1 protein-coding gene is annotated in these 1119 nt (G+C 42.0%); it reads left to right on the forward strand.

Features of this window, described 5'->3' with window-relative positions; genetic code table 11:
• Positions 1–64: 64 nt before the first annotated feature.
• A partial coding sequence (locus AB5Z01_RS13790) for an IS1182-like element ISBas1 family transposase (RefSeq protein WP_368365629.1) occupies positions 65–1119 on the forward strand: 1055 nt, incomplete at its 3' end.

Raw genomic sequence — 1119 nt, forward strand, 5'->3', positions numbered from 1 at the left:
AGCCTGTATATTATTTGGCTATGTGCAGATTTTTAGTACCTTAATGCCATAATATTTAAGGTCCATGCTATCACAACAACAAGAACTTCCGCTCAGTGAATATAGTTCACTCTACGATATAGTTGTCCCCCAAGACAATCTTCTTCGCCGCATTAATGATCTTGTAGATTTCACTTTTGTCTATCAGGAACTTGCCAATAAGTATTGCAAGGATAATGGTCGAACAGCAGAATCCCCTATTCGCATGTTCAAGTATCTTCTGCTGAAGACCATATACGATATTTCTGACGTAGATGTCGTAGAGCGTTCCCGTTATGATATGTCCTTTAAGTATTTCCTTGGCATGGCTCCAGAGGAAGACGTTATTAATGCCAGCAGTCTTTGTAAGTTCCGCAAGTTACGGCTGGAAGACATGGATCTTATGAACCTGCTAATCCAGAAGAGCGTAGAAATAGCGATAGAGAAAGGCATCATAAAATCAAGGACAATTATTGTAGATGCTACTCATACAGAAGCCAGGTCTAACCCGTACTCCCCGATAGAGATTCTGCGACTCCGTTCAAAGCAACTGCGTAAGGTACTTTATGCCATGGATGATAATATCACGCAAACCCTGCCGTCTAAGAATAAAGAGGATGATCTTGCGCATGAGTTGGATTATACCAAAGACCTTCTGAAACTTATCACTTCAGATGCCAGTCTTTCAGAAGTGCCTGCAGTAAAGCAGCGACTTAACATGCTCAAGGAAACGCTTTCAGATATAGAGGATCACTATACGACCTCAAAGGATGCAGATGCCCGCATTGGTCATAAAACAGAGGACAGTTCGTTTTTCGGATATAAGACTCACATTGCAATGAGTGATGAGCGTATCATAACAGCCGCTACTGTTACTTCTGGCGAAAAGGGCGATGGGCCTCAGTTGAAAGAGCTTGTGGAGCAAAGCAGAAAAAACGGAATGGAAGTGAACACTGTCATTGGTGATACCGCATACTCCGGATCGGAAAACCTTAGACTGGCAGAAGATGAAGAGAAGGGATTTACTTTGGTATCAAAATTACATCCGGCCATAAGTCATGGACTCAGGAAAGATGAAGACAAGTTTGATTATAACAAGGA

The sequence above is a fragment of the Ruminococcus sp. RTP21359st1_H3_RTP21359_211015 genome, assembly GCF_040909065.1.
GTDB lineage: Bacteria > Bacillota > Clostridia > Oscillospirales > Ruminococcaceae > Hominimerdicola > Hominimerdicola aceti.